Below are 24,253 nucleotides of genomic sequence, written 5' to 3' on the forward strand. Positions count from 1 at the left end.
GGGGAAGTCCCATGCTCCGAACACCTCTCGACGCGAATTCAATCGTGGCAAGGCAGCGCGCCTTCTTCGAAACCCGCGTCACGCTCCCGCTGGAGTGGCGGCGGGAGCAGTTGAAGGCACTCGAAGGGGCGGCGCGCAAGCACGAGGCGGACATCCTCGCCGCCCTCAAGGCGGACCTGTCGAAGAGCCCGGAGGAGGCCTACCTCACCGAGGTGGGCAGCATCTACGGTGAGCTCAAGAACGCGCTCAAGCACGTGAAGGCGTGGATGCAGCCACGGCGGGGCTCCGCGCCGCTCGTCATCCAGCCGGCGCGGGCGTACCAGTACGCGGATCCGCTGGGCGTCACGCTCATCATCGCGCCCTGGAACTACCCCTACCAGTTGTCCATCGCACCGCTCATCGGGGCGCTCGCCGCGGGCTGCACGGCCGTGTTGAAGCCCAGTGAGCACGCGCCGGAGACGTCGCGCGTGCTCGCGCGGATGCTGGGCGAGGCCTTCCCTCCGGAGGTCGTCGCCGTCGTGGAGGGGGCCGCGGACGAGAGCCGCCGGCTCCTGGAGGAGCGCTGGGACCTCATCTTCTTCACGGGAGGCACCAGCGTGGGCCGGGTCGTGGCGGAAGCCGCGGCAAAGCACCTCACGCCCACCGTCCTGGAGCTGGGCGGCAAGAGCCCCTGCATCGTCGACCGGAGCGCGGACCTGGAGGTCACCGCGCGCCGCATCGCCTGGGGCAAGTACGTCAACGCCGGGCAGACCTGCATCGCGCCGGACTACGTGCTCATCCCCCCGGAGCTCAAGGGGCGCTTCACGGACCTGGTCCAGAAGGCCGTCCGGAGCTTCTACGGCCCGAACGCGCGCGAGAGCGGCGACTACGGCCGCATCATCAATGCCCGTCACTTCGAGCGCCTCTGCACGCTCGCGGCCGACGGGAAGGTCGCCTTCGGTGGCGAGCGCGACGCGGCCAGCCGCTACTTCGCGCCCACCGTCATCACGGATGCGCCCCTGTCCAGCCCACTGATGCAGGAGGAGATCTTCGGCCCCCTGCTCCCGCTCGTGGACTGCCCGAGCATCGACGACGCCATCCGCTTCGTGCGCGCCCGCCCGAAGCCGCTCGCCCTCTACAGCTTCGCGCGGGACGCCGCGGTGAACGACCGCGTCCTCTCCGAGACCTCCAGCGGCGGCGCGGTGACGAACGATGTCTGCGTCCACTTCGCCGCGGAGGGGCTCCCCTTCGGCGGCGTGGGCGACTCGGGCTCCGGCGGCTACCACGGCCAGGCCAGCTTCGACGCCTTCAGCCACAAGAAGAGCGTGGTGAAGCGGCCGTTCGCGCTGGACCTGAAGCTGCGCTACCCGCCCTACGTCGGGAAGCTCGGCCTGTTCAAGCGCTTCCTGTAACGGATGCGGGTGGCGCCCAGGCTCCTGGCGCCACCCGCCTCCTCCGGGCCTAAAGCGTCTTCACGTATTCGATGACCGCCCAGCGCTCGGTGTCCGTGAGCGACTGGGTGAAGTCATGTCCGCCGTTGCCCATCCCGTAGAGGTACGAGTTGAAGACCATCCGCGAGCGGATCTGCTTCTGGGTGATGGGCGGCGGTGACTGGTAGGCGAGTGAGTTGTAGTTGGCCACCAGGTTCGCGATGTTCGCGAAGAGGACGTCGGGCGTCGCCATGTCCTGGGTGCAGGGGATGAACGGATCATTGGCCGGGGTGTTGGCGCACGCCAGCGGCGTCACGCTCCAGCCAAGCTTCGCGAAGTCATACGCCGAATAGCTCATGTCGTAGCCCGCGTTGGTGCCCAGCACGTTGGGGGCGGTCTGCTTGCGCTTCCACACCGCGGGCCGGTCCGACGGCTTCAGCACGTCCCAGAGGGTGGGCACGCTGCCATTGTGGAAGTACGGAGCGGAGGCCCACGCCCCGTAGAGCGGCGGCGCGATGTAGCCAAACGGCTCGTTCCACACGTTCGGTCCGACGGGCGAGTACACGGGGCCGGTGCCGTTGTCGTAGGCGGCCCGCGGCACGCGGCGCAGCTCGCTCATGATGATGCCGTCGTAGAAGGGGCCGTGGTCGGGGTGCTCGTCGTTGTAGGCGAGGAAGGACGTGTTCCAGGCCCGGCGCTTGCGCTCATCCGCCATCAGCCCCTTGCGCGCCGGATCCGTCCGGATGGTCTCAATCGGCGTGATGACGCCGGCCACGCCCTTGAGGCGCGGGTCGGGCAGGAAGGCCGGGTTCGCCGCGTGACGCGGTGAGTAGACGCCGTGGCAGCTCGCGCAGGAGCCATTGCCCGGGGCCTTGGGGATGTTGGCGTTGGCGCCGTTCGCCCAGAGGTCGCGCTCGTGGAAGAGGATGGCGCCCTGCTCGGCGAGCGCGGTGTTGATGCCCTTGGGGTAGGCCGGGGGTGAGAGCGAGGTGAAGAAGTTGTCGTTGTCCTCGAACTCGTTGGACAGCGCCCGGCGCTCCTCGGGCGAGCGGGTCAGGTTCGCGACCCCGAAGGCCATCTCCGAGCGGACGTTGTCCGAGGAGAGAGCCCCGTCCCAGAACTGCCGCGTCTTGTAGGCGCGCTGCCACCAGTTGGGCGCGCGGGACATGCCTCCCGCATGGGTGGGGAAGTATTCGAGCAGGCTGGGCGCGAGTCCCAGCGAGTCCATGTCGAAGAGCGCGGGCAGCAGGTCGACGATGCCGATGGCGTCGCTGGAACCACGGCCCACGCTCCAGGGGACGGGGATGATCTCCAGCACGGTCCCGATGCCCGTCGAGCGGAACATGTCGGATTGGATGAGCCCGGCGTCAATCGCGTCGCCCGAGCGGCCCCACACGAAGCCCGCCTCCTGTTCGGTCCCGAGCCGCGAGTCGTGGCAGCCCGAGCAGCTGGAGGCGATGGCGCCCGTATAGCGCCCGTACTTGTCCTTCTCCTGCACGAGCCCGAGGGGCAGCTGGCCGCTGCCGCCCTGGGTGAGGTTGGGGTTCTCCCACGGCAGCGGGTAGGGATTGCGGAACGGCGCCTTGGAGAGCCCGTAGCGCTTGATGACCTGCTCGTCGAAGTCCGCCGGGCGGAAGGGGTAACCCCAGAGGGTGTAGATGTTGTAGTAGGCCAGCGCGGTGCTGAACGGCTGGAAGTAGGCGCGCGTCTCGATGTTCGTGCGCCCCCGGTTGACGCTCGCGCGGAACTCGCCGCACGTCTGGGGATTGGCCGGCAGCGTCGAGACGAACGGCGCCGGCGGGTTGTGCAGGTCCAGCCAGTAGGCGTTGAACTGCACCGCGGCCCCCGGCTTGTTGACGCCCGGCACGACCAGGGTGCGCGGATCCACCGGCAACGGCGCGGAGTCCGACTTCCCGGCGCACGCCGCCGAAAACGGCGAGCGCAGCGTCGTCGACTCCAGCAGCGGCAGGGGGTCCGCGCCCGCGCGGGAACCCAGCAGGGTGAGGACAAGGCAACCCGGTAACGCCCACTCACGGCTCCATCGCAGTCTCATTCGCGCGGCCTCCATCGATTATTGGCAATCTGCCAACAACGCGTTTTCTAGGCTCCGGCGGGGGCGCTCACAATACGCAGTGCGTCAATCGACGCCCGGAGCGGATTCCCTGGCGCCAATGCCAGACAAGATTGATATGTCCATTCCCACGGGCGCCCCAACTCCTTGCGGGCGCCTGAACGGAGGGGAAATCCAGATGAGAATCTTTACGGGTGGTGCCCGTGGCATCGCCGTCGCGCTGGTCGGTGCGGGTGCATTGGCTGCCGCGAGCTGTGGTGAGGCCCAGGTCGGCGCGAACGATCCGGTGTCCGCCCCGGGAGCTGCCGGTGAGCAGGAGCTGCGGCGCCCTGCCAACGACGTGGCCAACCTGCTGGACGACGACGTCGTGCCGCCCACCGTGGAGCTCACCTCACCGGCCACGGACAGCTTCCTGCGCGGCACCGTGGCGCTCACGGCGGACGCCAGCGATGACGTGGGGGTGGCCCGCGTGGACTTCCTCCTCGACGGCGCCACGGTCATCGGCACCGCCACCCAGGCCCCGTACACCGTGAACTGGAACACGGCGGCGGTGTCGGGCCCGCACTCGCTGACGGCGCAGGCCTTCGACGCGGCCGGCAACCCGGGGACCTCCAGCGCGGTGAGCGTCCTGGTGGACAACGCCCTCCCGATCATCCTCACAGGCCCGCCGCAGTACAACCCCAGCAACCAGAACTACGTGCGCGGCATCGTCAACGTGGGCTGGGCCGTGACGGACCAGAGCCTCTCCGGCGTGGCGTATGTGGAGTTCCTCCAGAATGGGGTCTGGATGGGTTCGGCCTCCGGCCTCCCGGACGCCTCCACCTACTACTTCTCGTGGGACACGCGGGTGCTGGGCAATCGCTCCTACACCCTCACCCTCCGGGCGACCGACAGGGCCGGCAACGTCCAGACCAGCACCCGCAGCCTCATCGTGGACAACGCGCTGCCCTTCGTGGCCCTCACCGCTCCGACCAACGGCGCGCAGGTCAGCGGCGTCGTCACGCTGTCCGCCAATGCGAGCGACAGCCAGGCGCTGCTCTACGTCCGGTTCGAGGTCGACGGCGAGATGCTGACGCCCTTCTCGACCAGCGCGCCCTTCACGAAGACGTGGGACACCACCGGCAAGTCCGGCACGCACCAGATTGTCGCCATCGCCATGGACCGGGCGGGCAACACCAAGCGCAGCACTGTCGCGACGGTCACCGTCCCCTGAGTTGAATGTGCAGGCCGGGCCGCGAGGCATCCCCTCGCGGCCTTTCAGGTCGCAGCGGCAACAGGAGCTGGGCCATCGTCACGGACGGGACGCCTGCGGCCTGGTTGAGATTTTCAAGCAATGGCGGATCCAACCAGGGAAACTCCAAGAACCTGGGAAATCAGCGCAACTCCGCGAGTGAGGTCCCGACAATCGCTCAAGGAGATTTCATGTCCAACTACCGCATCCAGAAGGGCGACACGCTTTCGGCCCTCGCCGCTCGCTTCAAGACCAGCGTGTCGGCGCTGGCGCGCACCAACCACATTTCCAACCCGAACCTCATCTTCGCGGGCAAGACCCTGCGCGTCCCCGGCAAGGGCGACAGCTTCGAGCCCTCCAAGGGCACCGGTGGCTCCAAGGGCTCCGGCGGCACGAAGGGCTCCGGCGGCACGAAGGGCGGCGGTCAGGTCGAGGGCAGCGGTGGCGCCGGGCCGGGCAGCGCGACGCCGGCCATGCGCAAGCTCGCGGCGGCGGGCCGTGCGGCGGCGATGAGCATCGGCGGGTACAACAGCCAGGGCCTGTGCGCCACGGGCGTGAGCCGGGCCATCCAGAACGCCTTCGGCGTCAAGGTCTGGGGCAATGGCAACCAGATCGACAACAACCTGCCGCGCGACAAGTTCAAGCAGGTCAATATGTCGCTTGAGCAGGCGCTGAAGATCCCGGGCCTCGTCCTCACGTGGGAGAAGACCTCCACGCGCGCGGGCAGCATCTACGGCCACACCGCCATCACCACCGGCGACGGCCGCTCGTCCGTGAGCGACTTCATCGAGCGCAACACGCTGGGCGCCGGTGGCCGCAGCGGGCTGAAGATCTTCATGCCGACGGTGTAGCGCCCGCCGCACACCGGCATCACCGTCGCCTCCGGGGCTGTCGACCGGAGGCGATGTCATGTCCGCGGACCGGACCTCCCGCCTTCAATCCGCGAACGTGTTCGGCTCCTTGCTGAAGCCCGCCTCGCGGTGATGCTTCAGCCGCTCCGAGCGCGACGCGTGTTCGAGCGCGGCGATGATGGCCTTCTCCGCGTCCGGGCCCCAGTCCTTCACCTTGGCGGGGTCCACGCCCTTGTCCTTCACGTACTTCTCGAGCGCCGCGGCGGCGACCCTTCCGCCCGAGCCCGCGTTGACCGCGAGGTCGGTCATGATGGCATTGCCATACTCGCTGGTGACGACGTCCTTGAGGTGGAGCTTCGCCTTCACGGGTTCGCCATGGGCGTCCTTGCCGGTCACCGACACCGAGCGCTCGCGGGTGCCGGAGATCTTCCCCTCGTTGGCGAAGCGGATCTGCGCCTGCTGCATCGCCGGGTCGGCGCCCGCGGCCATGTAGACGGCCGACAGCTTCACGTCGGTGCGGATCGCCTCGGCCGCCTCGACGCCCTTGAGCACAGAGCCATCCGCGCGGGTGAGCACCACGCCCTTCGCGTCGATGTCCAACCCGTACTTGCCAAAGCTCTTCTCATATTGTGTCGGGTCGGTCTTCTTCAGGTCCCGCATGAAGTCGGCCAGGGTGCCGTTGCCGTCCTTGCCGAGCGTCCACTGGGTGAAGCCCCATGAGACACGCCCCGTGTCCCAGGTGTTCACCTTGCTGAAGGTGCCCTCCAGGCCGGAGATGGACGCGAGGATCTTCTGTCGGTCCTCGCTGATGCCACTCTTCTCCAGCTCGGTGCCGACGATGTCGGCCGAGTCCCCCGCGACGGCGCCGCCGTCCACCGCCTTCCACGAGTTCGTGTACGCGGTTTCGCGGCCATCGCGCATCCGGACGGTCCTCCCGTCCACCGTGACGTCCGAGCGGATCTGCGGCACGTCCACCATCGGCGTGTAGGCGGCGACCCGGGCGAGCAGGCCGTCCTTCACCGTCTTCTGATGGTCCTGGGCCTCGGTGAGCTTCGCCCGGGCCGCATCCAGCTCCGCCTTCTGGGACTGCTTGAGCGTCTCTGCTTCCTTCGCATCCTTCGGCACCTTCGCCTTCGCGTGCTTCTTCTCCAGCGTGGCGACCCGTTCCTCGGCGTGCTTCACGGCGTCGTTGGCGCGGTGGAGCCCCGGGTTCGAACCGAGGTGATCCTTCAGCCACGTCTTGACCTTCTCGCCCTCGGCGGTGACCTTCTTGTCCGCGGCCTCGAGCTTCGCCTGCGCCGCCTTCTTCGCCGGCTCGGTGGTCGCCTTGTCGAGGGCCGCCTGCGCCGTGTTGCGCGCCTTCACCGCGTCCTTCAACGGGCCGTAGAGCTTCGCCTTCGGTGGCTTCCACGTCGCGATGTTGACGGGGATGAGGTCGTTGAGCTCCACGGCGTTGCCACGCTTGATGGTGCCCTCGTCCCGGGAGGTCACCTGGATGGCGTCCAGGTTCTTCTGGATGTCGGGGGCCGACGTCGGGGTGGTCGCCGCGGCCTTCACCGGGGCCTGCACCGGCGCGGCAGGCGCGGCAGGCGCGGCAGGCGCGGCAGGCGCGGTCGACACCATCCGCGCGAGTGCCGCGAGCGCGCGCTTCAGGTCCGGCCCTTCGAGCTCCAGGTGGAGCGCTTCGCGCAGCGGGGTCGTGGTCAGCTTCTCGTAGCGCTCCGCCACCTGCGGCAGCAGGGCGGGGTCCACGTCCTCCAGGACCTTGAGGACGGCGGCCTCGTCGGTGCCCCAGATGTCATCCATCGCGGCCTTCAGCTTCGTCGCGGCGGCCTCCGCGGGGCTGGCGTTCGCCTTGGACTTCGACGCCATCGCGGCCATCGGGTTGAAGGAGAAGGCCTGGTTGGTGGGCGGACGCCCGCGAATCTGCTCCGCCAGGCGAGCAAGGGTCGCCCCCGTCGCGCCGCTGGCGATGGCCTTGAAGAGGAAGACGCGCTCGGCGCCCGCGTCCGCGCGGGGTGAGGCCTTGGCGCTGACGCCCGCCTTCGACAGCAGGGTCGACAGCTCCTTCTGCTGCGCGGGGCTGAACCCGGCGATGGCCTGCGTCGCGGTGGCGACGACGGAGGCAGGCAGCGCGCCGGAGAGCACCTGCAACAAGGCCTGTCGGAGGGGTCCTTCCGGGAGCGCGGCCACTTGCTGCCCGACCTGCTGCTGCGCGGGAGCCTTCGGGCCCGCCGCGACCGGAGCCGCCATGGACGACGCGGAGCTGGGGGCGCGTGAAGGCACCGCCGCGGCAGGCGCCTTCGTGACAGGCACGTCCGCCTTCAAGACCTGTGAGAGCTTCGGGGCGGGTGAGCGGGTGATCTTGACCATGAGGCTTCGCAGGCTAACGCATCACGCGAGCGTCTGGCATCAGGCGGCGCTCCAGCGTGTGCGTGATGAAGCGCGTTTCCCAGGTATGTTTCACGGACAGGGGGTCGGGCGTCCTGGATTCGGCGATTGAAGCCAGCATCACCAGGAGGAGTCTCCATGCTCCCTGAAGCGCGGCACCCGCCGGGGCCCCACCCCTCCAGGCGGGGCCACGGCAGGGGGCTTACGGGACGGCGCTCACGTCCACGTCGACCACGCGCGGCTCCTCGGTGCTGCTCGCGCCGGTGAGCGAGGGCATCGCGGCGCTCACCTGGAGCGTCAGCGCCAGCTCTCCGGTGGCGAGCTGCGTGGGCACGTACTTCCAGAAGAGGCGCACGGGGCCCGCCGTCTCCCCTTCCGCCAGCAGCGCCTCGCGGGCGCGCTGTTCAATCTCCGCCGTGGTCAGCCGCGTGTGCAGCAGGTGGCCCTGGCGGCCGAGCGCCGGCCACTTGATCAGCGCCCGCTGGAAGCCGCCATCCGGCCCGTGACTCACCACCGCGCGGTGGCCCTCCACGCGGATGCCATTGATGGCGCGCAGCACGAAGGTCTTGTGGCGGTGGAGCTCGGGGGTGCCGACGACGCCGCCCTCCTCGCTCTGGAGGAACGACTGCACCTGGCGCACCGGCCCCAGCTCCGCCGTGGGGATGCCCCAGCGCTGCAGCCGGGCCAGGGCCAGGCGCTGCAACACCGCGGGGTCCTGCGCCGTCGCCGGGCCGCTCTCGGTCTTGCTCAGCACCAGCACGCTGCCGGCGTTGGGGTCCGCCTCCAGCTTCCAGGTCTGGGACTCCAGGTCGCGGCGCAGCGCGACCCCTCCCGTCAGGGAGAAGGCTTCGGTCGTCCCCACCAGCCCGCGCTGCAGCACCGCGGGGTCGAACGCGGTGCGCGGGAGCAGTTCGGCGGGCAGCGTCCCGGTAGGAGGCGTGGCGATCCCCGTGGAGTCGAAGGTGAAGCCGGTGGCCACCGCCGTCGCGGCGTTCGCGAGCTGCGCGACGGTGTCCACGGGGGCGGGAGGCTCACTGCTGTCACAGCCGAGCGCGACGGTGAGCGGGAGGGCGGTCAGGAGGCGGAGGAAATGGGTCTTCATGGCGTTTCGTTCTCTTGGATTCGAAGGGGTGGGAGCGACTGTCATCAGGGCAGGCTGCGGCCGCTGTCGGGGTCGCATCCGCCCACGAAGAAGTAGCTGGAGCCGGTCTTGCTTCCGGTGTTCTTGCGGTCCTTCCAGCCACCCGCCTCGAACATGCTCTTGCGCAGCGCCTTGGTCTCACCGAAGACGATGGACACCGGGCAGTCGTCCTTGAAGACGCCCCAGTCGTAGGCCTCGTCGATCCAGTTCTCACCCACGCCGTCGTTCTTCGAGCTGGCCGTGTAGTCGTCCAGGTAGCGCTTGACGAAGTTGCCGCACGACGAGTCACCGTGGAACGCATTCCAGATGCTGAAGCCACTGGTGCTCGTGACGAGCTGCCTGTAGCCGCCCTGCTCCCAGATCTCGATGTTGCCGGACTGACAGGCCTTCACGACGGCGATGTCCAGCTTGCCGTTGCCCAGGCGCATGTGGATGTCCGTGATGGCTTCACACGAGTCCACGTTGGTCCCCATCACCAGCCAGCTCCGGTTGTACGCCGTGTTGTGGCCGCCATGGGTGTGCACGAAGACGACGTCCGCGTCGTCCACGCCCGCGTTGAGCTGGGCGTCCTTCGCGTCCACCGCCTCCCCCTTCGCCGCGTCGGTCCAGAGGTCCGTGCGCGCGAGGCCGTTGTTGAGCGTGCGCACGTCGGTCCACTGCCCGGCGTTCTTGAGCGAGGTGAAGTAGTCCGCCACCACCTGCGCCGTCTTCGTGTGCACGGAGTGCGAGTCGGCATCGCACTGCCCCGCGCCGCCAAAGCTGGCGATGCCATAGACATGCGCCTCGTTCGCCAGCGCCGCCGCCGGCAGGAGCAGTGCCCCCGCGAGCGCCGCGCCCGTCCACTGCGTCGTTGGCTTCCGGAATCTCATGGTCCAGGTCTCCCCCCCGAATGGGGTGTAGGTGTGTTGGCCTCTCCTCAACGGAGCCCGGAACCCTTCCTCCTCACCTCCCTGGACGTTTTCCCCAGACGCTAGACTGGCCCCATGGCCACAAGGCACCGCGTCTATCTTGTCCCGGGCTTCTTCGGCTTCACCCAGATGGGTGACAAGGAAACGGAGCGCATCGCCTATTTCCAGCACGTCCCCGGGTTGCTCCAGCAGCGGTTCAAGGAGCGCGGCATCGACGCGGACGTGCAGCTCGTGGCCTCCTCCCCCACCTCCGGGCTCGAGGCGCGCGCCCGCGACATCTTCCGGGAGATGGCCCGGACGGCGGACAAGGACGACGCGGCGCTCCACCTCGTCGGACACTCCACGGGCGGGCTGGATGCGCGGAGCGCCGTCTCCCTCCGCATGGCCCAGGAGGCCCCGGCCTTCGTGAAGCGCGTGCGCTCGGTGGTGACCGTCGCCACCCCGCATCACGGCACCCCGCTGGCGACCTTCTTCCACCAGGGCGACCTGGGCAAGACGCTGCTGCGCTACCTGTGGCTCTTCACCTTCCTCACCCTGCACCGCAAGGCCATGCCCTTCAGGGCCGCGGTGCTCCAGGCGTGCTACCGGATCGTCCTGCTGGGCGAGCACGCGAAGCTCCCGCCCAACCTCTTCAATCAAATCGCCCGGCTGACGGCGGACCTGTCCGAGAGCGAGCGCGAGGAGCTCATCCAGTTCTTCAGCCGGGTGGGCGAGGACCAGACGCTGATCCGCGACCTCATGCCGGTGAGCGCGCAGGCCTTCAACGCGAACACGGCGGACCGGGAGGGCGTGCGCTACGGCAGCGTCATCACGGGCGCCCCGCCGCCCACGCTGCTCCGCCGCCTGTCTCCCCGCCTGCTGTTGCCCCCGGACTCGCTCCTCTACGGCATCTTCTGCTTCCTGTATGGGAAGAGCGCGCCCCTCTCCCCGGAGTTGAAGATTCCCGAGCGCACGCCCACGCAGACCCAGGCCCTTGAAGGGGCCTTTGGCAGGAAGTTCGAGTCGTGGAGCGACGGCATCGTCCCCAGTCGCTCGCAGGTCTGGGGAGAGGTCCTCCACGTCGCGACCGCGGACCACCTGGACGTCATGGGCCACTTCGACCAGCCGGAGGAATACATCAGCTGGCTGAAGTCAGGCTCCCACTTCCAGGAGAAGCAATTCCATGAAGTGTGGGAGCGGGTGATCGACTTCATGGTGGGCAGGCCCCCCGCCTGACCTGGGACGCGCCAGGGCGCACCTGCGAGCTGGCTCCCGGGTGGGGCGCATCCCGTCCCGGGCTCCCTATCCTTCTCCATGGACACGAAACCGAGCCATGGGGACGAGACGCGCCACTACGTGCCCACGCCCTTCCCCGAGTCCAGGGCCTTCCCCTGGGACGACCTGCTGGAGCCCACGCAGCGGGGCCTGTACGAGCTCTTGTCCTGGCTGGAAGCCGCCTGCGGAAGCAGCCTGGCCGCGGGGGACGTCCGGGACGAGCACCTCTCCACCAGCCTGCTCATCTCCGGCCCCCGCGGCTCCGGGAAGACCACCGTCCTGCTCAGCGCCGTCCAGGCCCTGCGCCACTGGAGGGCGTTCCTCGGGCTGACGCGGGGAGGGCAACTGGAGGCCGGTGCCAGCGGGGCGCGGGCTTCGGGCAGGGAGGCGATGCGCAGGGACCTGTGCACGACGCTCGAACGCATCGAAGGGCGCGTCGTGTGGCTGGAGCCGCTCGACCTGGAACCGGTTCCCCCGGGGGCCAACCTCCTGGCCACCCTGCTGGTGCGCGTGCGCGCCGCCCTCGATGCGCCCCAGGAGGACACGTCCCCGAGCACCGGGCACGGCAGGTGGTCCTCCTCCATCCTCGAGGAGAGCGCGGAAGAGGCCTGGGGAAAGCTGGACCACCTCATCCGCGATGCCTCGTTCATGTGGGAGGACAGCGCGTCGACGCTCGATACGCGAGCGCGCGCGGAGCAGCAGATCAAGGCCGCGGAAATCTACGCCACCTTCCAGCACCGCTTCGCGCGGGCCATGGAGGACGTGGCGAAGACGCTGTCCCTGCCCCGCTTCGGCACCGCCCAGGGCGAGCAGGTCATCCTCGTCCTGCCCATCGACAACGTGGACCGCAGCATCGAACACCTCCACAACATCGTGAAGCTCACCCGCATGGTGGCCAGCCGCCGGCTCTGGTTCGTGCTGGCCGCGGGCCACCAGGAGTTCCAGCTCTTCATGGAGCGCTCCTTCCAGAAGGAGCTCATCCTCTCCGGGCAGGCGGGCCTCGGGAGCGCCGGCCAGGACGAGACGCTCTCCATCGCCCGGCGCCAGTCGGCCACCACCCTGCGCCGCGCGCTGCCTCCCAGCTACCGCATCGACCTGGGGCCCGTGGATCCCTACAAGGCGTGGGACTTCTGCCCCCAGGGGGTGGAACCGGAGGACTCAGGGCAGACGCTGGGCAGTCTGCTGGAGCAGCTCCGGCTGCCCTGCCCCCCGAAGCGGGAGAAGACGCAGGTGCTGACCTGCTTCGCGGACCTCATCAACCTGGCGCCCCGGCTCTCCGACACGGTGAAGACGACCTACCGCGCGGCCACGCAGGACGGGCGGGACGTGCCCCAGCCCAAGGTCATCCTCACCCACCCGGGCAAGCTTGCCCTCGGATTGCCGGCGCGCACCCTGCAGGACCTCTGGCACGCCGCCCGGCGCGAACTCCAGAGCACCCACGCTGCCCCCGGGGAGGCCGCCAGCTCCGAGGGAGAGCGGACCGTGCGGGTGGCCACGGAGATGCTGCGCAATGCCATTGATGAAAGCGACCTGCCGGCCTGGGCGAGCCAGCAGTTGCTCAACCGCATCCTCCGGTATGACGACAAGGGGCTCATCTTCCTGGACCTGACGGGCAGGCCGGTGCGCCGCTCCAAGCGGACCACCCTGTCGGACGTCCTGGAGTGGCCGCGGCGGGTGCGGGAGGGCAACGAAGACGCGGACGCGGACGCGAACGAACGGGTGCTCCTCAGCGAGCTGCACCTGCGGCACTTCCACGACGTGGTGCTGATGCTGAGCGACCCGGACCAGGAGGGGCCCGGCGTGACCCTGCCCGGCAACGTGGCCGGCTGGTTCATGCTGCTGCACGACGTGCTGATGCTGTTCGAGCCGCCCCGGGTGCTGAACCCGGAGGTGACGCCCTTCGAGATGAGCCCCGAGCTGGTCGTGACGATGCACGAGCTGTGGGTGGACTCGACCACGCACCACGAGCCGCTCGTCCAGGTCGAGTGCTGGTGGAGCCTTCCCACCTGGAGGACCTTCGTCGAGTTCGCCATCTTCACCGCGCAGTGGAAGGCGTTCCTGAAGAGGACGGCGGACGGGTTCTTCCAGGTCGACAACATGCGGGACTCGCGTCTGAAGGTCAGCGCCCAACACCGCTTCATCCTGGCGGCCTGGGTGGAGAACATCTGCTCGGTGTCGGGCCGGGAGCTGGGCAGATGGGACTGGGGCGACGCGCACCAGGGGATGGAGTCGGTGGTCCAGGCGAGGGGGCTCGCCACCGTGCTGGGGCCCTACGAGCAGCGGGTGCGCCACGCGGTGGCGAAGCTCCTGGAGGACATCCGCAACTACAGCGTGGGGTCAGACCGGCTGTGGACGGCCCGGGTGTGGCTCCAGAACTCGCTGCCCCTGATGGTGCTGCCGGAGTTCGCTCCGGCCCCCACCCTCAGCGAGCTGCTGCGCTGGCAGGCCGGGGAGACGGATGCGAACGAGGTCTGGGACGAGCTGGTGGCGTACTGGAGCCACCATGGGCCCTGGCTGACACGGCTGCGCGAGCAGATGGTGCGCGCCGCGGTGGGACGCTCCGGCGCGTCCGAGGCGCTCCGCCGCCACCTCGGGAAGGACGAGGGCCGGGACATGGGCCTGTACTACGACTGGCTCGACACCGTGGTGCGGGCGTGGTTCCAGGCCATGGACCAGGAGGGCGACCCGCTGGAGATGGAGGCGTTGCGGAAGATGTCTCCCCTGCGGCACCTCCAGGGTGGCGCCAGCCATGAGCAGCACTGACGGACCGCGCAATGCCCAGGGCAACATCGCCCCCCGCCGCGTCCCGGAGGCCTACGTGCGCGCCGAGGTGGCCAGCTTCCCGCTGACCAGCCTCCGGGCCTTCCAGGAGTCGCTGACGGAGCTGGTGCCCTCGCTGGAAGGGCCGGCCGCGGGCGCCACGCGGGCACTGTGGCGCGACTGCGAGAAGACCCTGTCGGAGCACGCCAGCGGCTGGTCGCTGGACCGCCTCATCGCGGTGCGGGACGTGTTCTGGTTCGACTCGCGCCGGCACATCCGCGGCCAGAGGGATCCGCCGCGCCGGGTGTCCATGGCCGGCTACCTGCTGCATCTGGCGGACACCCACCTGGAGCGCCGGCCGGGGGTCACCGTCGTCGCCCAGGACACGGAGGCCGGGTCGGTGGACGCGCTCACGCACTACCGCTGGCTCACCTTCGCCATGCCCGAGGACCTGTTGATGTCGGCGGTACCGGTGGAGCCGCCGCCCACGCGGGTGGACATCGAACCGCCCCTGCTGATGCGCCACCTGCTGGACCGGGGCGTCACGGAGGTCCACCACCACGTCAACGCGGGCATGGACTTCCCGCTGCTGTGGACCTCGCTGCTGACCGCCATCGCGGATCCGGCCCTGGATGCACGCCTGCTGTCGGGGCCGGGGCTCCTCTTCGGGGACGGTGAGACGATGCTTCGCTGGCTGCTGGCGGCCGCGGTGGCCCGCTGCGTTCTGGCGGAGGTCATCCTGCGGGATGGGAGGCGAACGCTGCTGGACTTCGTCCAGGGCCTGCGGGAGTCGTCCGTCTGGATGCCCCAGCGCCGCCGGGTGCTCGCGCGGACGCTGGAGGCGCTCGCGCGCGCCCGCCCCGAGGTCCTGCCGGAGCTGGACGAGCTGCGCGAGCTCTACGGGGACCTCCACCCGCTGGCGGCCCGCGGCGGCGCCGAGCTCCCCGAGACCCTCGATGAGGTGTGGCGACGGTGCGACCCCATCTGCCTGCGGATGGGGCTGCACGCGCCCAACGCGGGGGAGCGCTGGCTGGTGCGCTACGGGCTGCGGCGGATGCGGCATCAGGAAGAGGCCGGCACGCCGGACCCGCACTTCGACCGCCTCTTCTGGCAGGTCCAACGGGTGCGCTGCCTGAGCTACCGCACCTACGTGCAGCGGCCGCTGACCGCGGGCCTCCAGTGGTTCATCCGCTTCTACGACCGACTGGGCGCGATGAAGCGGCCCCTGCACGCCGTGCGCGCCGAGGTCTCCTACGCGGTGGCGGGGGGCGATCAGCCCATCGCCGCCCTGGAGGTGCGCACCCGCCTCATGAACGACTCCATCCAGATGGCGGAGGAGCTGTGGGGGCTGACGCGCTCGTGGCGGCGCGTGCTGGAGCACGTGGGGAGGTCCTCGGGCCACGGGCGCCAGCCGGAGTTCGGCCTGGTGCTGCACCTGCTCAAGGCGCGGGACCCCAAGCGCCACTGGAGGGAGGGGCTGCCGCCCGCGCATGCCCAGGGGACGTACGCGGAGCCGGCTCCGGAGGGACTGTTCCGGCTGGGAGGTCGCTACGCGGACTATTTCGTCTCGCAGTCGACGCAGGTGGAAGCGCTGGTGGAGCTGCTGCGGGCGGTGCCGCTGTCGCTCTGGCTGGTGCGGGGGCTGGACGTCGCGTCGGACGAACTGAGCGTGCCCACGTGGGTGCTGGCGCCGCTGTACCGCTACGTGCGGTGGGAGGCCGCCCGCGCCGCGGCCCGGCCGGCGGCCCGGGGCGCCCCACCCCTGCGGCTGACGGGCCACGTGGGCGAGGACTACCGGCACCTCATGGAGGGGCTGCGCCGCATCTACGAGTGCCTGCACTACCTGCTGGACCACTGGGGTGGGCGGCTGGGACACGCCACCTCGCTGGGCGTGGAGCCCGGAACGTGGGCGGAGTCCGTGGGCGCGGTGATGATGCCGGCCGAGGAGCGGCTGTGGGACCTGGTCTTCGAATGGCGGCTGTACGGCAGCTACCGGCTGCCCGCGGGCTTGAACGCGGAGGCCCCACCGGGACGGCCCCAGCAGGTGGAGAACCTCATCCGGGAGCTGTCCGAAGGAGTCTTTGGCAGGTGTGTCGAGCCGCACGTGCTGGCCGAGGCCCATCATGTCCTGCACAACCTCTGGTGTCCGCCCCTGGCGCAGGAGGCGGTGGGCGTGGGGCTGGACGCCTTCAGCCGGGCTTCCCGCCGGCTGGACTGGATCCGGGTGCGCAACCCCCGGCAAGTCCAGGAGCTCATCGAGGGGTACCGGGAGGACGAGCGCGTGTTCCGGCGCGGGCAGCAGCTGGTGGACATCCCCCTGGATGGCGCGGAGGTGGCGGCGCTGCGGTCGGCGCAGGACGCGCTGCGCCGGTACGTGGGAGCGCGGGGAACCGTCGTGGAGGTGAATCCCTCCAGCAACCTGCTCATCGGCAACCTGCTGGACCTGCGCAACCACCCCATCCTGCGGCTCCTTCCGCCTCGGGCGGAGGAGGGGACGCCGCCGCCGGTGCCCATCGCGGTAGGCGCGGACGACCCCATCACCTTCTCCACCTTCCTCCTCCGGGAGTACTCGCTGCTGCACGAGGCGGCGCGGAGCGCGGGCTATTCCGAACGCGTGGTGCACGAGTGGCTGTCCACCATCCGGCAGACGAGCATGGACTCGCGCTTCACCACGCCCTGGCATCCCAGTGCGGAGCGCATGTCGGAGGACCTGCTGGACGCGCTGGGGACCTACGCGAGGCACCCCGCGGCGCACCGCACGGCCCGGGCCCCGGTGTGAGGCGGGTGTCGCTGTCGTCTACTTCGGCTCCGTGCGCCGGGAGGTGGCGCCGGCCTCCGGGGGAGCGCTGGAAGGCAGCAGCTTCTCCGACTGCCCGAGCAGCCTGCTGAGCACGTTGTTCATGATGGAGCTCAGGAACCTGTCAGCGAAGTACCCCGCGACCACCGACAGGGCCGCCAGGGCGAAGAAGACGGCGCGCCAGTCCTTCACGACGATGTTCAGGAGGGCCGAGTTGTTGCCTGCGTCATTGGCGAGGCCGCGAGGCACGACCGCGAGCAGCAGGTTGGACTGCTCGACGAGGAGGAGGGTGAGAGCCGCGAAGGCGCCGATGACAGGCTTCACGAGCAGGTGGTAGGCGAAGAAGCGGCTCGTCGCTCCCGTCGCGACGACGAAGCGCTCCTTGGAGAGCATGTTGGACACCACGGCGCCGGCGGCGCCCATGAGGCTGAGCAGCAGCAGCCCCTGGGGAACGAGCGCGTCAGGCCAGGTCGTGACGAGGGAGCGATTGAAGCCCAGCAACGCGAGGAGGGAGAGCGTGATGAGCAGCAGGGTGCTGAGGACCTGGATGGAGACGTTGATGGAGAGCTGCCAGAAGGTCTTGTCCACGCGATCGTTGATGACTCCCTGCGCCCCCCAGAGCACGTGGCGGCACCGCGCCAGGCGCTCCGCTTCGGGCAGGGAGGCGTCAGGGTCGCTGGAGGCAGGCGCCTCCCCGCGGAGCACGCGGACGCACTGGGACAGGGGCCCCGAGGTCCGCTCCGCGCCCAGCCAGAGTGCCTTCTGGGCGGAGTCCGTCACCCTGCGCTCGAACTGCTGCTGAATCTCCAGGGCGTGGGGCAGCAGCATGTGCCGGGGCATGACCAGCAGCAGCAGGCCGTCCACCTCGTGGATGATCTGCCAGAAGGAGAAGGACCAACGCCCGAACTGCCTGTCGAGGCAGCGCCGGGCGACCGCCAGCCTCTGATGGCACTGATCCAGGATGACCCGGTCCGCCTCCGTCAAATCCTCGCGGACCTTGCACAGCTCGTAGATGGAGGCGTCGTTCTCCAGCCTGTTCCAGAGCAACTGGGTGGCCGAGCCGTACCTGCCTGACCGGCGGCGGAAGCCGACGAAGCCCAGGATCGCGGGCAGCGGGTGGTCTTGAGGCAGGGTGTCGGAGGCCGCCATGAAAGACACATGGGCATGGCACGGAGGGATGCCAATCCGCCAGGGCTCCCGGGCACCCACCGCCTGGCCCACCGCACGCAGGTCCACCTTGCCAGTGAAATGACATACTCCCGAGGAAGTATCGCCGGGTTCCAGGTCCGCGATGACCTCCACGCTCAACCCCTTGCGTGCGCCGTGGTGGGATGGACAAGGGCGGACAAACGCACTGTAGTCATGGACGTCGCCAGGGATTTCAAATCCCGGGTTCGACGCATCGCAGGGGGGAACACCATGGACGCGAATCAACTGCTGGAGCTGGTGAAGCGCTATCAGGACTCCAAGTCCTTCATCACCAATGAGGAGACCGCGAAGCTCGCGCTGGTGGTCCCCTTCATCTGTGGGCGCTCAAGGCGCTGGTGGCCCGGAGCCTGGAGTTGTCCCTCACGGTGAAGGACGAGGTTCTCGCGGGCGAGGATCCCAGGGCCACGCTCAAGGTGGTCTCCAGTCAGTAGACGGGCCTCCACCCATGAAGACCCATTCTCCGCCTCTTCACGGAGGCCACGGGCGTGGTGAACAGGGCTCTGCTCGAAGCAGCCGCCGGGCTTTTCGCGCGTCACCGCGAAATGGTCCGGAGGCAGCGGCGTAGTCAGCGCTGACCGAGCACCTCCGGCATCCGGGCACTCGGCACCTTCCCCCTGCTCCCCCGGAGAACCGATGAAGGGCCTTGCCCCGCTGTGGGCCTTCGCGCTGCTCGTCCCGACGGTCGCCTTCGCGACGACCGCCCCCGCGCAACCGGGACCGACGACGGCCGCCGAGCTGCGGCAGTCCCTGACCGCACTGCTCACCGAACACCACATCCCGGGCGCGAGCTACGCGGTGTTCGACCGCCAGGGCATCGTGCTCAGCGGGGTCATCGGGCTGGCCGACAGCGACACCCGGGCCCCCGTCACCGACGGCACGCTCTTCCGCCTCGGCTCCGTCACGAAGACGGTGACGGCGATCGCCATCCTGCAACTGATTGAGCAGGGCCACTTCGGGTTGCAGACGCCTGTTTCGGAGCTGCTGCCGGATGCGCCCATCCGGAACCCGTTCGGAGACAGCGACCCGGTCCGCTTGATCCACCTGCTCACCCACACCGCGGGCTTCGACGACATGCACGCCAAGGCGTTCTTCAGCCCTGTGGAGCGACGGGGGCGCCACCTCGAGAGCAGCCTCCAGCATCCGGAGCCGCTCACGGTGCGTTGGCGCCCCGGCATGTATGAGAGCTACAGCAACCCGGGGTACGTGCTGCTCGGCGCGATCCTGGAGGCCCACTACCAGCAGCCCTGGGACGAGGTCGTCTCCGCGCGCGTGCTGGGGCCGCTGGGCATCACGCAGGTCGCCGCACTCGCCTCGCAGGCGGCCCAGCGTGACCACGCCAGCGGCCACAGCGGCGCCGACATGCATCGCACCCCGGTGTTCTTCGAGCAGACCCAGGCGGACGGTGCGCTGTGGTGCACGGCGGAGGACCTGGCCAGGCTGGGCCGCTTCGTGCTCACCGACGGCGCCTCCGCCCCCGGGGTGCTGCGGCCCGAGACCGTCCGCGCCATGAAGCAGACCCGGTCGACGGTGGGCGCCCGGGCGGGGCTGGCCTACGGCGCGGGGCTGGGGCTGCACCATCGCATCGTCAGGGGCTCGCTCTGGCAGGGCCACGCGGGCGGCGTCCTGGGCGCGAAGGCGAGCATGCACTTCCACGCCGAGCAGGGCATGGGCTACGTGCTGCTGGTCAACAGCGAGAACGGGCTGCGCAAGCTGGAGGAGGTGCTCGCTGACTTCATCTCCCACCAGACGCGGTGGAAGCCGCCGACGCCATCCCTTCAACCCCTCACAGGTGACGTCGACGGCTGGTACCGGCTCGTCAACCCACGCATCTCGCTGCTGAACCTCCCCACCTACCTGCTCAGCGTAGGGCGGGCGAAGGCGCAGGCCGACACGCTGATCATTGAGCCCATCCTGCCGGGCTTCGGCTACCAGGCGACGCTGAAGCACCATGGCAATGGCCTGCTCGCCGATGTCGATTACGGCGAAGTGATCAACGGAGTCGTGGTCCGGGATGGGGACGGCGCGGCCGTGGGGCTCGAGACGGGCGGCGACTTTCTGCAGCGCACGTCGATGGCGGCGGCGGTCCTCCCGCTCGCGAGCGTCCTGCTGTCGCTCGCCCTCCTGTTGAGCGCGCCCTTCGGACGACGCACCTCGCTGCGCAATCGCTGGGTGCGCCGCCTGCCGGGCCTCGCCCTGTTGGCAGGGGTGCTCGGCGGCGTCTGTGCGGCGAAGCTGGAGTTGACCGTGCTCGCGCACGCGAATTGGCAGACGGTCGGTGTCTGGGCGGCCTCCGTGTTGTTCCCGGCACTCGGCGTGGCCGGACTCGTCCTCAGCGTGCGCACCTGGAGGCAGGAGCCCGCGACCGTGGCCCGGTGGCGCTGCCTCCTCGGGTCCGCGTCCGTCGTGTGCCTGAGCACCTGGCTCGCGACGTTCGGTCTGTTCTCGTTCGCGCTGTGGCGGTGGTAGCGCGGCCCGAACGGGAGGGGATGGGCGGGACTTCCGCCTATGCTCGCTGCTCGCGACGACCCTGGGATGAGTCCAACTGGCGGACCGGGAGAACCTGCTGATGGCGATGGACCTGCGAATTGCCTCGTACAACCTCCTGGCGGACGCCTACGTCAAGCCCGAGTGGTTCCCGCACACGCCCGCGGACGTCCTCCAGCCGCAGCGGCGCCAGGAGGCCTTGGCCCGCCGGATCGCGGGGCTGGACGCGGACATTGTCTGCCTTCAGGAGGTGGAGCCCGACCGCTTCGCCGGGCTCCAGAAGGCGCTGGAGCCGCACGGGTACGCGGGCGTGCTGGCCCTGAAGCAACAGGGCCGACCCGATGGCTGCGCGGTGTTCCACCGCCTGGAGCGCTGCCTCGGCCACCGGGCCCATTACTTCAAGGACCGGCTGGAGGACGGGCGCATCTCGGGGCACCTGGCGCTGGTCGTGGACTTCGACGCCGGAGGGGATCGGCTGCGCGTGGCGTGCACGCACCTGCGCTGGGACCGGCCGGACAGGCCCGTGGAGCAGCACCAGGGGATGCAACAGGCTGCCGAGCTGCTCGAGGAGCTGGTTCAACGGGACCCGGAGGCCCTGTGGGTCGTGTGCGGTGACTTCAACGCGCAGCCCGGGGATCCGCTGGTCCGAGCCTTCACGGCGGCCGGTCTGCTCGATGCCCATGAGGGGCGGCACCAGCCGACCTGCAACGCGAACGGCAGGGCCAAGGCCATCGACTTCCTCTTCCACTCACGCACGCTGCAGGCGCAGCCGCTCCGGATGCCGGAGCTGGACGACCGGACGCCGATGCCGTCGGAGACCGAGCCCTCGGATCACCTGCCCATCGCCGCGCGGCTGTTGCGCACCTGAGGGAGCTCGGGGCCCTTCAAGTCGCGAGATGCGCCTCGCCGCCCTCGACGTCACCCGGTCGCTTCTCCCGGATCGGGTGGACAGGCTCCTCGTCAACCCGCCGCACCGGAGCCTCATCATCACCGGCTCGCTGCAAGCCGGCACGCTGCTGACGAGGGGAAAGCTCGTCGTGCTGGGGGACGTGAGAGCGGGGGACGTGTACGGCTGCTCCAGCCCCCACCCTCAACAGGCCTTCTCTTCGCACGATGCGTGGGATTTGAAGGCGGCGGCGGATGCGCTCGGGATTCCCCGGCCGTCTGTCTATGACCTCATCGACAAGAGTCCGAACCTGCGCACCGCGGGCAACCTGGGCGCGGACGAAATCACCCGCAGCTTCGAGGCGTGCGGCGGCGACCTGGATGCGATGGTGCGCGAGTTGGAGGTGTCGAAGCGCGCGCTGGGGCGACGGTTGAAGGAGCTGGGCCTGGTGGCGAAGGGGACGTAAACGGCGCGTGGCAGGCGGGCTGCCACGCCCTGTCTGATGGAATGGGCGAGCCACGGAACCAAGCCAGGTTCAACAGTCCCCCGGTTCCTCCCATTCGTCGACGTATGAACTGGCCAACGGTTCACTCCCATACGCAGGCGGGAGAAAGCGTGAATCGCTTTGCTTGTACGGAGGGTAGGGCATCAGTCTGCTTGATGTCAGCCGGAAGGGGCGCACGCATGAAGCCGTTCTGGGGTCGTCCGCACGTCGCACTCGCTGCCATGGGGCTGTTCCTGATGTCCTCGGGCGCGGCCCATGCACAGGAAATACAGGGGCGGGGCCTCACCAGCTATATGCCCGTGGACCAGACGGAGCCCTTCGCCGAGGTCATGACTCGGATGAAGGCCGAGAAGCCCAAGATCACCGCACGTCACCAACAGCTTCTCACCCAGCGCTATGACCTGGGAAACCGACCTGCCCCGGGCGTCACCATGTCTCGTGGGAAGGCCGTGCAGGAAGGCGTGCGGGTGAAGCTTCCGCAGGGCGTCACATGGGAGGCCCTCGCCGCCATGAGCCCCGAGGTGGTTCGAGCCAAGGGGCTCTTCCCAGGGGGCCTCATGCCGTTGCCACACCCGAATCATCCGGAAGGCGGCATGCTCTTCCCCAAGTTCCACATCGATGAAATCAAGCGGCAGGAGGGGAGGGACCTCACGCGGTTCGATCTCGACTTCGACCTGCCGGACCACCTGCTGCCGGAGTTCCCACCGCCCATCTTCCTCACCACGCGCCCGGACCTGGGGGATGTCTCGCAGGGAAAGCTGGTGACCCTCATGAATGTCCAGGAGCTGTTCAACGGCCTCCTGAATCCGAAGCAATTGGAAGGCTTGCGGTTGCTCGTGACGCCCTTTCCCCAGCAGCAGTTCAATCAGACCGCCGACCGTCGTTCCGAACTGCCCAGTCGGGGCGTGGCGTGCTTCGACTGTCACGTCAATGGCCACTCCAATGCCGCCACGCACCTGGTGGGAGATATTCGTCCCCAGGAGTTCCGCCACCGCATCGATACGCCGACCCTCCGCGGGGTGAACATCCAGCGCCTGTTCGGCTCGCAGCGGGCCCTCAAGACAGTGGAGGACTTCACCGAGTTCGAGCAGCGCGCGGCCTACTTCGACGGAGATCCCGTCATCGCCACGAAGAAGGGCGTCAACATCCTTGAGCGGGGCAGCCAGGTGCACTTCATGGCGGAGGTTCAGGAAATCCTAGACTTCCCTCCTGCTCCCAAGCTGCGCTTCGACGGAAAGCTGGATCCGAAGAAGGCCACCGAGCCGGAGATGCGCGGTCAGGCGCTCTTCTTCGGCAAGGCGCAGTGCTCCGTGTGTCACACCCCGCCGTATTATACCGACAACCTGATGCACAACATGCGGGCGGAGCGCTTCTACAAGCCACGCCTGGTGAACGGCGCGGTGATGGGCGCGGATGGCCCCATCAAGACGTTCCCCCTGCGCGGCATCAAGGATTCTCCGCCCTATCTTCATGATGGGCGGCTCTTGACGCTGGAGGACACGGTGGAGTTCTTCAACCTCATGCTGGAGACCCGGCTCAATGAGCGGGAGAAGAAGGACCTCGTCGCATTCATGCGCGTGCTCTGACGCTCGCGTGGGCGTGCGCGGCAAGCGTTGCTTCGCAGCCACAAGCAGCCAGGGGCTCCACGGAATCCCGTGGGAGGCTGACGGTAACGTGACCACTCGCTCTGAGTGGGGGCCCGTGCTGGAGCCAGCCTCCCAGGCTGCGTGGGCAGTCCCAGGTTTTGCAGGATGAAGCGTACATGTATGTCTGCGAATCAAATTCCGGGAGGGTTCCCAGGACGGGTTGCACTTGGGGGGAGTGCACGCCGATGTGGGCCTGTCTGCTCGGGCGACCGATTCAGAACGGTCAGGACAAGCAAGCAGCGCGTACGACACTCCGAAACAGCGAGGGCCTTCCTCCACTTGCGGTGAAACTGCTCACGCGGGTGCACGGGGTTGCCCCGGGGCGGGCTGATTCCAGGCGAGCGCGATGCGCAGCATCCGTGCCGACCCCTGCACTGCGCTGCGCCATGTCTCCCGGATCAGCGCCGATGCGCACAACACGCTGTGTCTCACGTGGTCCTGGGTCGCGAGCAGGTGACAAATGCCTGGACGCGCCCGAAGAGGAGAAGTGAGGGGTTCAGGACAGGGGGCAACAATCATGTTCCCAGTGGGGTGCGTGCCCTCCTGGAGCACCTGGGACTGCCCACGCTGCCTGGGAGACGGGCCCCAGCACGGGGGCCACCCCAGAACGCGGGGTGTTGAGCGCCAGGCCGCGGTGGCCCCCATGCCCAAGCCCCCTGCCGCGCCCCTGAGGGGAGCGCGGCCTGAGCGGGCGTGTGCCCCATCAGGGC

Annotated in this window: 15 protein-coding genes and 1 pseudogene; 11 read left to right on the plus strand and 5 right to left on the minus strand. The window is 69.1% G+C overall.

Going from position 1 to position 24,253, the window contains the following annotated elements:
• The first annotated feature begins 11 nt into the window (after window positions 1-11).
• Window positions 12-1,391: an aldehyde dehydrogenase family protein gene (locus D7V97_RS02765; protein WP_120609014.1), complete on the plus strand. Its 1,380-nt coding sequence runs from the start codon at window positions 12-14 to the stop codon at window positions 1,389-1,391.
• Window positions 1,392-1,440: 49 nt separating this feature from the next.
• On the opposite strand, the gene D7V97_RS02770 is transcribed toward D7V97_RS02765, so the two are convergent.
• Window positions 1,441-3,462 carry a hypothetical protein gene (locus D7V97_RS02770; RefSeq protein ID WP_120609015.1) on the minus strand — a complete coding sequence of 674 codons (2,022 nt, stop codon included), beginning with the start codon at window positions 3,460-3,462 and terminating at the stop codon, window positions 1,441-1,443.
• 196 nt (window positions 3,463-3,658) lie between these two features.
• Between D7V97_RS02770 and D7V97_RS02775 the strand changes: the two genes are divergently transcribed.
• Window positions 3,659-4,693 (plus strand): Ig-like domain-containing protein, encoded by a 1,035-nt coding sequence (locus D7V97_RS02775; protein WP_233582477.1) that lies wholly within the window; start codon window positions 3,659-3,661, stop codon window positions 4,691-4,693.
• A 209-nt stretch (window positions 4,694-4,902) separates the two neighbouring features.
• Window positions 4,903-5,562: a LysM peptidoglycan-binding domain-containing protein gene (locus D7V97_RS02780; protein ID WP_120609017.1), complete on the plus strand. Its 660-nt coding sequence runs from the start codon at window positions 4,903-4,905 to the stop codon at window positions 5,560-5,562.
• Window positions 5,563-5,646: 84 nt separating this feature from the next.
• Here D7V97_RS02780 and D7V97_RS02785 read toward each other — a convergent pair whose 3' ends face one another.
• The 3 genes from D7V97_RS02785 to D7V97_RS02795 form a co-directional block, all read right to left on the minus strand.
• Window positions 5,647-7,878: a hypothetical protein gene (locus D7V97_RS02785; protein ID WP_147444661.1), complete on the minus strand. Its 2,232-nt coding sequence runs from the start codon at window positions 7,876-7,878 to the stop codon at window positions 5,647-5,649.
• 277 nt (window positions 7,879-8,155) lie between these two features.
• Window positions 8,156-9,055: a hypothetical protein gene (locus D7V97_RS02790; protein WP_120609019.1), complete on the minus strand. Its 900-nt coding sequence runs from the start codon at window positions 9,053-9,055 to the stop codon at window positions 8,156-8,158.
• A 44-nt stretch (window positions 9,056-9,099) separates the two neighbouring features.
• Complete coding sequence (locus tag D7V97_RS02795) at window positions 9,100-9,963, minus strand: hypothetical protein (protein WP_120609020.1); 864 nt, start codon at window positions 9,961-9,963, stop codon at window positions 9,100-9,102.
• A gap of 114 nt (window positions 9,964-10,077) precedes the next feature.
• Here D7V97_RS02795 and D7V97_RS02800 point away from each other — a divergent pair, with 114 nt between their 5' ends.
• The 3 genes from D7V97_RS02800 (at window position 10,078) to D7V97_RS02810 (ending at window position 16,795) form a co-directional block, all read left to right on the plus strand.
• The gene (locus D7V97_RS02800) at window positions 10,078-11,217 is read left to right on the plus strand and encodes a triacylglycerol lipase (protein ID WP_120609021.1); all 1,140 of its coding nucleotides are present in this window, start codon (window positions 10,078-10,080) and stop codon (window positions 11,215-11,217) included.
• 78 nt (window positions 11,218-11,295) lie between these two features.
• Window positions 11,296-14,019, plus strand: coding sequence for an ATP-binding protein (locus D7V97_RS02805; RefSeq protein ID WP_120609022.1), 2,724 nt, complete (start codon window positions 11,296-11,298; stop codon window positions 14,017-14,019).
• Window positions 14,006-16,795 carry a hypothetical protein gene (locus D7V97_RS02810; protein ID WP_120609023.1) on the plus strand — a complete coding sequence of 930 codons (2,790 nt, stop codon included), beginning with the start codon at window positions 14,006-14,008 and terminating at the stop codon, window positions 16,793-16,795. Before D7V97_RS02805 ends, D7V97_RS02810 begins: the two co-directional genes overlap by 14 nt.
• Before the next feature lie 18 nt (window positions 16,796-16,813).
• On the opposite strand, the gene D7V97_RS02815 is transcribed toward D7V97_RS02810, so the two are convergent.
• On the minus strand, window positions 16,814-17,962 hold the full coding sequence (locus D7V97_RS02815) for a hypothetical protein (protein ID WP_120609024.1): 1,149 nt from the start codon (window positions 17,960-17,962) through the stop codon (window positions 16,814-16,816).
• A gap of 270 nt (window positions 17,963-18,232) precedes the next feature.
• Between D7V97_RS02815 and D7V97_RS44480 the strand changes: the two genes are divergently transcribed.
• The 5 genes and pseudogenes from D7V97_RS44480 to D7V97_RS02835 all read left to right on the plus strand — a co-directional run bounded on the left by D7V97_RS44480 (window position 18,233) and on the right by D7V97_RS02835 (window position 23,483).
• Window positions 18,233-18,391 carry a hypothetical protein gene (locus tag D7V97_RS44480; protein WP_158623254.1) on the plus strand — a complete coding sequence of 53 codons (159 nt, stop codon included), beginning with the start codon at window positions 18,233-18,235 and terminating at the stop codon, window positions 18,389-18,391.
• Window positions 18,392-18,655: 264 nt separating this feature from the next.
• Window positions 18,656-20,488 carry a serine hydrolase gene (locus D7V97_RS02820; RefSeq protein ID WP_120609025.1) on the plus strand — a complete coding sequence of 611 codons (1,833 nt, stop codon included), beginning with the start codon at window positions 18,656-18,658 and terminating at the stop codon, window positions 20,486-20,488.
• A 100-nt stretch (window positions 20,489-20,588) separates the two neighbouring features.
• Window positions 20,589-21,374 (plus strand): endonuclease/exonuclease/phosphatase family protein, encoded by a 786-nt coding sequence (locus D7V97_RS02825; RefSeq protein WP_120609026.1) that lies wholly within the window; start codon window positions 20,589-20,591, stop codon window positions 21,372-21,374.
• 247 nt (window positions 21,375-21,621) lie between these two features.
• A pseudogene (locus D7V97_RS02830) lies at window positions 21,622-21,858 on the plus strand (sigma-54-dependent Fis family transcriptional regulator); the annotation flags it as partial.
• 218 nt (window positions 21,859-22,076) lie between these two features.
• On the plus strand, window positions 22,077-23,483 hold the full coding sequence (locus D7V97_RS02835) for a cytochrome B6 (RefSeq protein ID WP_120609027.1): 1,407 nt from the start codon (window positions 22,077-22,079) through the stop codon (window positions 23,481-23,483).
• The last annotated feature ends 770 nt before the right edge of the window (window positions 23,484-24,253 follow it).

The organism is Corallococcus sp. CA053C (assembly GCF_003611675.1).
GTDB lineage: Bacteria > Myxococcota > Myxococcia > Myxococcales > Myxococcaceae > Corallococcus.

Coding starts and splice junctions, on each gene's coding strand:
- D7V97_RS44480 (WP_158623254.1), top strand. CDS start 18,233: ATGGACGCGAATCAACTGCTGGAGCTGGTGAAGCGCTATCAGGACTCC.
- D7V97_RS02825 (WP_120609026.1), top strand. CDS start 20,589: ATGGCGATGGACCTGCGAATTGCCTCGTACAACCTCCTGGCGGACGCC.
- D7V97_RS02790 (WP_120609019.1), bottom strand. CDS start 9,055: ATGAAGACCCATTTCCTCCGCCTCCTGACCGCCCTCCCGCTCACCGTC.
- D7V97_RS02835 (WP_120609027.1), top strand. CDS start 22,077: ATGAAGCCGTTCTGGGGTCGTCCGCACGTCGCACTCGCTGCCATGGGG.
- D7V97_RS02775 (WP_233582477.1), top strand. CDS start 3,659: ATGAGAATCTTTACGGGTGGTGCCCGTGGCATCGCCGTCGCGCTGGTC.
- D7V97_RS02805 (WP_120609022.1), top strand. CDS start 11,296: ATGGACACGAAACCGAGCCATGGGGACGAGACGCGCCACTACGTGCCC.
- D7V97_RS02765 (WP_120609014.1), top strand. CDS start 12: ATGCTCCGAACACCTCTCGACGCGAATTCAATCGTGGCAAGGCAGCGC.
- D7V97_RS02800 (WP_120609021.1), top strand. CDS start 10,078: ATGGCCACAAGGCACCGCGTCTATCTTGTCCCGGGCTTCTTCGGCTTC.
- D7V97_RS02815 (WP_120609024.1), bottom strand. CDS start 17,962: ATGGCGGCCTCCGACACCCTGCCTCAAGACCACCCGCTGCCCGCGATC.
- D7V97_RS02820 (WP_120609025.1), top strand. CDS start 18,656: ATGAAGGGCCTTGCCCCGCTGTGGGCCTTCGCGCTGCTCGTCCCGACG.
- D7V97_RS02770 (WP_120609015.1), bottom strand. CDS start 3,462: ATGAGACTGCGATGGAGCCGTGAGTGGGCGTTACCGGGTTGCCTTGTC.
- D7V97_RS02795 (WP_120609020.1), bottom strand. CDS start 9,963: ATGAGATTCCGGAAGCCAACGACGCAGTGGACGGGCGCGGCGCTCGCG.
- D7V97_RS02810 (WP_120609023.1), top strand. CDS start 14,006: ATGAGCAGCACTGACGGACCGCGCAATGCCCAGGGCAACATCGCCCCC.
- D7V97_RS02780 (WP_120609017.1), top strand. CDS start 4,903: ATGTCCAACTACCGCATCCAGAAGGGCGACACGCTTTCGGCCCTCGCC.